The 7251-nt window shown below is 66.7% G+C and carries 7 protein-coding genes; 2 read left to right on the top strand and 5 right to left on the bottom strand.

All coding sequences use genetic code 11. From position 1 onward, the window contains the following. Positions 1–10: 10 nt before the first annotated feature. From WAL33_RS09965 to infC, 3 genes are all read right to left on the bottom strand, one after another. Positions 11–1945: an alpha/beta hydrolase family protein gene (locus tag WAL33_RS09965; protein ID WP_422180926.1), complete on the bottom strand. Its 1935-nt coding sequence runs from the start codon at positions 1943–1945 to the stop codon at positions 11–13. A gap of 223 nt (positions 1946–2168) precedes the next feature. After that, positions 2169–2696, bottom strand: a complete 528-nt coding sequence (locus WAL33_RS09970) for a hypothetical protein (RefSeq protein WP_422180928.1) — start codon at positions 2694–2696, stop codon at positions 2169–2171. Between the two features lie 133 nt (positions 2697–2829). Continuing rightward, a complete protein-coding gene (gene infC, locus WAL33_RS09975) occupies positions 2830–3351 on the bottom strand; it encodes a translation initiation factor IF-3 (protein WP_007672122.1) in 522 nt (173 codons plus the stop codon). A 297-nt stretch (positions 3352–3648) separates the two neighbouring features. Here infC and WAL33_RS09980 point away from each other — a divergent pair, with 297 nt between their 5' ends. Next, the gene (locus WAL33_RS09980; RefSeq protein WP_422180930.1) at positions 3649–4260 is read left to right on the top strand and encodes a YitT family protein; all 612 of its coding nucleotides are present in this window, start codon (positions 3649–3651) and stop codon (positions 4258–4260) included. A 50-nt stretch (positions 4261–4310) separates the two neighbouring features. On the opposite strand, the gene WAL33_RS09985 is transcribed toward WAL33_RS09980, so the two are convergent. Then, positions 4311–5273, bottom strand: coding sequence for a glycosyltransferase family 9 protein (locus tag WAL33_RS09985; protein ID WP_422180932.1), 963 nt, complete (start codon positions 5271–5273; stop codon positions 4311–4313). Further along, complete coding sequence (locus tag WAL33_RS09990; RefSeq protein ID WP_422180934.1) at positions 5270–6436, bottom strand: glycosyltransferase family 4 protein; 1167 nt, start codon at positions 6434–6436, stop codon at positions 5270–5272. The genes WAL33_RS09985 and WAL33_RS09990 overlap by 4 nt, the downstream gene beginning before the upstream one ends. A 57-nt stretch (positions 6437–6493) precedes the next feature. Between WAL33_RS09990 and WAL33_RS09995 the strand changes: the two genes are divergently transcribed. Beyond that, positions 6494–7251, top strand: a 758-nt coding sequence (locus tag WAL33_RS09995; protein ID WP_422180936.1) for an alpha/beta hydrolase, incomplete at its 3' end; no start/stop codon positions are given.

Genomic DNA, 7251 nt, shown 5'->3' on the forward strand with positions numbered 1-7251 from the left:
CCCACGGCTTCTAGTTCGGCGGGTTGTGCTTTTCGATGAACTCGATTGTAGCCTTCAGCATCTGGATGCGCGTGGGTTCTCGCGACAGCCAATGGTCTTCGGCCGCCAGCGTCACCAGGTCGACGGGCTTGCCCGCCGCCTTCAGCGCCTTGATCATGACGTCCGTCTGCTCGAACGGCACGACCGTATCGTCGCGGCCATGGACCATCAGGATCGGAGCATCGGCCTTGGAGGCCTGGCGGGCTGGCGAGATCGTGTCCAACATCGGGTCCGCGGCCGAGGTCGCGCCGGTGAAGCGCTTCCAATAACTCACGGTGACGCCCTTGGAGCCGCCCGTGGAGATCGCTTCGGATGTCATCATACGGCCCCAATCGCTGACGGGGGCGACCGCCACAGCGCAACGATACAGGCCCTGTTCGATGGTCACGCCGGCCAGAGCGGCGTAGCCGCCGTAGCTGGCCCCGGCGATGCAGGCGCGCTTGGGGTCGATCATGCCTGTGCGGGCAAGCACCTTCACGCCGTCGGAGATGTCGGTCTGCATCTTGCGGCCGATCTGGCCATGACCGGCTTCAACAAAGTCGTTTCCGAAGCCGCTGGAGCCTCGGAACTGTGGCTGGAACACCGCGTAGCCGCGAGACGCCAGGGCCTGGGACCACCAGTCAAAGCCGACGGGGTCGTTCCTTTGGGGACCGCCGTGCGGCAGGACCACCAGCGGCAGCTTCTTGGGATCCTTGCCGGAGGGCAGGGTCAGGTAGCCGGTCAGCGCCAGGCCGTCGGCGGCCTTGTAGCGGACCAGGCGAACTTCGGCGACGTCGGTCGGGGTGATGCCGGGATAGGTGGCGCCGATCCGCTTGGCCGACTTGGCGGCCGGATCGATCACATACCAGCTGCCCGCGTCGCCGGTGCCCTCGACATTGATCACCAGTTTGCCGAAATCGGCCGACCAGCTCGAAAGACGAACCGCCTTGCCATCGAAGGCCTGGCTTACCAGCGCCCAGGCGGCCGTCAGCTTGGGATCGTAGAACTCGTAGACCGGGTAGGTGTCGGTATAGGAGATGCCCACCAGGCGCCCGTCCTGCGCGTGGATCAGGTTGCCGGTGCGATGATCAGGATTCACGATTTCGCCGGCCTTGCCTGTGGCGCGATCGATTTCAACCAGATTCCAGTCGTCGTTGTTTTCGCCTTTGGCGTAGGTGAGGACGGTGTCAAGCGTGCGTCCAAAACCATGCAGACTGGTTCCGTCGATCGTTCCGGTCGCCAGGGTTCCGGCCGGGACCCAAGGCTTACCCGGCGCGGCCACTTCCATTCGCCAACGGCCTGCGGAACTTTCGAACGTTCGCGCCGCGACCTGGCCGTTTTGCGAGATGACGAAGTCGTGGAACTCGTCGCTGCCCATCTGGTGGATGACGCCGACCCCGGTGTCGAGATCCACGCGATAGATGTCCCGGCGCCCCTCGCCCCCTATGGTGTAGCCCATAAGATAGCCGACCGACTTGCCCTTGTAGGTTCCGGGCACGACGTCGCTGAGGGCGGCGTTGAGGGCTTCTTCAGTCGAGCGATCCATCAAGCGCGCGGTCTTCTTCGTGCGAATGTTGAAGCTGTAGATGATGTACCGCTCGCCCTTGATGGCGACGAAATCGCGGTTGTCGATCGCTCCGGCGACCGATGTCGTGATCAGCACGTGGTCGGCGTCGCCCCAGTCGACCGAGCGCACCTTGGCCAGGCCGACATCGGTCATGGCGATGAGATCGCCGCCCACCGTCTGGACCACGACGTAGCGCTTGCCTTCGCTCCCGCGAATATAGGCCAGCGACTGGCCGTCATCGGAAATTTCGACGGAATCGATCGCCGGCAATTGGCCGAAGGCCTCTATCGGTGTCGCCGCATCGGCAGCGAAGGTGAGCGTGCAGGCCAGCGCGGCCGCAGCAAGCGCGGTTCTCAGCATGAAAGTCCCCCAACTTATACTGCCGAAGCTCTACCGTGGGAGGGGGCGGCGTGTCGATGCTCCGTTGCGTCTCGTCACACGCGTCACACGACGATCGGCCGCTCGGCTAATTCGGCGGGTTGTTCTTCTCCAGGAAGCCGCCCCGGCCTTCAGGCCGGGGCGTTCTGCGGGTTGGGCGAGCAGGGACACGCGCTCTCTTCCATCGCTGCAGTCTTGCGGCGGTTTAGGCTTCAAACTCCCGGTATCTGCCCGGACGCGGCGGGCGGCCGTCGTTCCACAGGATCTCCAGTCGCGCGCGCGCGAGCGGGCCGCCGCAGGCCGCGTCGGCCTGCCGTGATCGCCGCATTCGCGCGAGCGCATCGACGCAACGATCGACCCTGCCGGCTTCGGTGAAGCTGAGGTCGTAACGCGGGACCTGAATGATCGCGACCCGGCCGGGCTTGCCCCGCAGGCCGGCGATATAGGTGGTGATCGATGTGAAGCCCCGAGGGGCCAGCGCCTTGGCGCGCAAGGCGGCGGCGAGGTCGGCATCCCGCTTCACACCGCGCTTGCCATGGGCGGTGAGGATGGACATCGCGTACTGGGCGTTGGCCTCGCCGGCGTCGGCGTCCGCGCGCAGACTCTCCATCGGCCGACCCAGGGCGGCGTCGAGAGGGGCCAGGTCCGCGGGGCCGGTTGGCAGGGTGGTGCAACTGGTGACCGCCAGGCATAGGACGGCCAAGGCCAGGCGGCGCGTAGGCAAGAGCATCATGGCGGCGCGCCCCTAACCGCGTCGTTGTCCAGCTTCGCCAGCACGGTATCGGACCGCGCCAGTGGGCGCCAAAGAAAACGCCCCGGCCTTGCGGGCCGGGGCGTTTGTCGTGTCGTGGCTGGAAACCCGAGCCTTAGCGCGGAGCCAGGATCATAATCATCTGGCGGCCTTCCATGCGCGGCTCGTATTCGACCTTGGCGATCTCGTCGAAGTCGGCCTTGACCTTGAGCAGCAGCTTCATGCCCAGTTCCGGGTGCGCCATTTCACGGCCGCGGAAGCGCAGGGTCACCTTGACCTTGTCGCCTTCCTCGAAGAACCGGGTCATCGACTTGGCCTTCACGTCGTAGTCGTGAATGTCGATGTTGGGGCGCAGCTTGATTTCCTTGAGCTCGACAATCTTCTGCCGCTTGCGAGCCTCGTTCTTCTTCTTCTGCTCCTGGAACTTGAACTTGCCATAGTCCAGGATCTTGCAGACCGGAGGGTTCGCGTTGGGAACGATCTCGACCAGGTCCAGGCCTGCTTCCTCGGCCGCTTCCAGGGCGGCGGAAATCGGCATCTCGCCTTGCTTCTCGCCGTTCTGGTCGATCAGCAGGACGCGAGGGACGCGGATGTCATCGTTGATACGCGGACCATCCTTGACGGGCGGCGTTTGCATAGGACGGCGAATAGGGCGGCTCCGGTGTTGTTAAAGGGCTTTTGCCGTCGGACCGACCGATCCCCAGGCGTTTCGTTAGAGTGGCGTATCTTTGAGCGCATTCGCGCGGAGTCCGGGGGACGCCGCGTTCGCAAGTGATATATGACGAAGGAGTCCCGCGCTATCAAGGCGCATGCGCGTTACAGCCCCCTTTTAGGGGTTGGACACGCCAAGAGAGGGCCCGGAAGGGATTTGGGGGAGCGAAGCGCCGAGGTCGGGTCGACCGCCATTTCCAAAAGTGACCCGTTTTACGCCCTCATGAGCACGCCGACTTCCGCCGCCCGCCACACCCCGATCGAGGATGTCCACGCCCTGCTGATCGGCTCCAGCTTCATCGCCGTGGGCTTGACCCTGCTGAAATCCGCCGGTCTGGCGACGGGCGGGATCGCGGGCGTGGCCCTGATCGTCTCGTACCTGACCCACTGGCCGGTCGGCGTGCTGTTCTTTCTGCTGAACATCCCGTTCTACGTACTGGCCCAGCGCACCCTGGGCTGGGTGTTCACCGGCAAGACCCTGGTCACCAACCTGTTGCTGGCGAGCCTGGCCCTGGGCATGCCGGCCTGGCTGAAGATCACCACGGTCGATCCGGTCTTCGCCGCGGTCTTCGGCGGCACGATCATCGGCATGGGGATCCTGGCCCTGGCTCGACACAAGTCCAGCGTTGGCGGCATCGGGGTGCTGGCGCTGTGGCTCTACGAAAAGCGCGGCATCAGCGCCGGCAAGGTGCAGATGGCGTCCGACGTGGTGATCGTGGGGGCGGCCTTCGCGGTGATGTCGTGGGACAAGCTTCTGCTGTCGATCCTCTCGGCTGTGGCGTTGAGCGTGGTGATCATCGCCAACCACAAGCCGGGACGGTACGAGGGGTATTGATAAATCCCCCCACCGTCGCTGTGCCACCGCCTCCCCCAAAGGGGTAGGACCTATCGCGGCAGCAAGGCCACCGCCGCGCTGGCCACGGTGCTGACCGGCAGGGCCTTCAGGTCCGGCGAGCGGATCACCGCCACGTGGCCGCGCGGACCGCACAGTTCAGGATCCGAGGCGTCGGAGAACAGGGCGATGGTCGGGGCTCCGGCCGCCGCCAGCAGGTGGGTCGGGCCGGTGTCGTTGCCGACGGCCAGGGCCGCCTTGGCGCCCAGGACGGCCAACTGGGCGAAGTCGGTGCGGCCGGTCAGGTCGCGGGCCTGACCCACGGCTTTCTGGATCTGGCGCGCCATGGCGCTTTCCTGCGGGCCGCCGATGATCACGATGTCCAGCCCGCGCGCCTTCAGCATCGCCGCCAGTTGGGCGTAGCTTTCCACCGGCCACCGCTTTTCGGGACGATGGGCCGAGCCGCCGGGCACCAGCAGCACATAGGGCTTGGACGTACGCGCGCCGGTCGCCGCCTTGGGGCGACGCAGGATCCACGTCAGGTCAGGGGCGGGGGCGCCGCCGGGCTCGGTCGGGGCGTCGGGCCAGATGCCCGCCTGCTTGAGCTGGTCGGCCTGACGCTCCAGCGTGTGCATCTGTTCGCGGGCCTTGCCGCGCTGGGGCAGGGCGCAGCCCGCCGCGATGCCCGACCATTGCGGCGGGAACGGCCGCAGGGCCTGGAAATACCAGTTGGTGCGGCTGTTGGTCTGCAGGTCGTAGACCCTGTCGTAGCGGGCCTTGCGCAAGCGGCCGAGCATGGCGGTCAGCTCGCCGAAGTCGCTGGGACGCCCGTCGGTTTCGACGTTGTTGAAGTAGGGCGACAGCTTGGCCAGGGCTTCGAAGGGCGGGGTGGTCAGCAGGGTGATCTTGGCGCGCGGATGGGCTTCGCGGATCTTCTTCATCGCCGCCAGGGCCAGCACGAAATCGCCGAGGGCGCCCAGCTTGATGACCAGGACCTTCTTGATTTCCTTGCTCAACTTTTCGTCTCCAGAACGCGCGCGTAGACCTTGAGCGTTGCTTCGACCATCGCGTCAACAGAATACAATTTTCGGGCGCGGGCCCGGGCCGCCATGCCCATGATCTGGCGTCGCGCCGCCCCCGCCTCGCAGGCGCTGGCCAGGGCCTGAGCCCAGGCCTCGACGTCGCCCGGGGCGACCAGCCAGCCGGTTTCGCCATGGACCACGGTCTCGCGCGCCGCGCCGTGATCGGACGCCAGAACCGGCCTGCCCATCACCTGCGGCTCGACCGCCGTCCGCCCGAACGCCTCGGGCTCCAGCGACGGGGCGATGGCCAGATCCGCCAACAGATAGGCGGCCGGCATGTCGTCGCAATGGCCGACCAGCTTGACGCTGTCCTGCAGCCCCGCCTGGACGATCATGTGCTCCAGCTCCGCGCGATAGGATTTGCGTCCCTGGTCGTCGCCGACCAGCAGCAGCAGGAAGCGGTCGTCGGAAACCGCCTTCAGCCGCGCCATCGCCTCGATGACCAGGGCCTGGCCCTTCCAGCGGGTCAGGCGGCCGGCCAGCAGCACCTTCAGCCGGCGGTCCTCGGGTGACACGCCCCAGGCGTCGCGCAGCGCCCTGATCCGTTCGGCCGAGACCAGGCCGGGCTCGAAGCGGGTCAGGTCGACGCCGCGCGGGATGGCCACCACGCGGTCGGCCGGAATGCCGTGTTCGGCGACGATGTGGGCGCGGGTGTATTCCGAATTGGCGATCACCAGGTCGCCCTTGGTCATCACCGCATTGTACCAGCGCTTGAGGCTGGACTTGGCGTTGTAGACGCCGTGATAGGTGGCCACGAACGGGACCTTGGTGGCGTGCGCGGCCCACAGGGCGCTGAAGGCTGGCGCGCGCGAGCGGGCGTGGACCAGGGTCACCTTCTCGCGGCGGATCAGGTCGATCATCCGCGCGGCGTTGCCCAGCATGATCAGCGGATTCTTGGACTGGGCCGGCATCTGGGCCAGCCGACCGCCGTCGGCCTCCAGCCGCGCGGCCATGCGGCCGCCCTTGGTGGCGACCAGGGCCTTGCCGCCCTCGGCGATCACGCCGTGGGCCACGTCGATCGTCGTCTGTTCGGCGCCGCCGGTTTCGAGCTCGGGGGTCACCTGCAGAAGCGTGAAATCGTCGGGAAGGATGGACACGCGTTGCTCTAACGAGGTTTGAGAGGTCGTAGTTATCGAAATGAACAAGGCCGCGCCATGACCGATTCCCTTCAGCACCTCGTTCGGAACGACAATCTGCGGGTGGCGTACCGCATCGTCCAGGGCGCAAACCCCACAGTTGTATGGCTGGGCGGTTTCCATTCGGACATGACCGGGACCAAGGCCGAGGTCCTGGCCGACCAGGCCAGGGCGACCGGCGGCGGCTATTTGCGGTTCGACTATTTCGGTCACGGCGAGTCTGACGGCGATTTCGCCGACGGAACGATCACCCGCTGGCGCGAGGACGCCCTGGCGGTGATCGACGACCTGACCGAGGGGCCTCTGGTGCTGGTGGGCTCGTCGATGGGCGGCTGGCTGGCCTGCCTGGCCGCCATCGCCCGTCCCGACCGGGTCAAGGCCTTGGTGCTGATCGCCCCGGCGCCCGACTTCACCGAGAAGCTGATGGAGCCCGAGCTGTCGGCCGAGGCCAAGGCGGCGATCGCCCGCGACGGGCGCTGGATCCGGCCTTCGGAATACGACGACGGCGGCTATCCGATCACCCGCCAATTGCTGGAGGACGGCGCCCGCTGGTCGATCCTGTCCGGTCCCGTGCCGATCGACATGCCGGTGCGCGTCCTGCAAGGCGGCGCCGATCCCGACGTGCCCTGGACCCATGCGCTGGAGCTGGCCAACAGCCTGACCTCGGATGACGTGGTCTTCACCCTGATCAAGGACGGCGATCACCGCCTGTCGCGCCCGCAGGACCTGGAGCGGCTGATCGCGGCGGTGGGCGAGGCACGGGTGCTGGCCGAGCC

It is taken from the genome of Caulobacter sp. (assembly GCF_049283275.1).
Classification (GTDB): domain Bacteria; phylum Pseudomonadota; class Alphaproteobacteria; order Caulobacterales; family Caulobacteraceae; genus Caulobacter.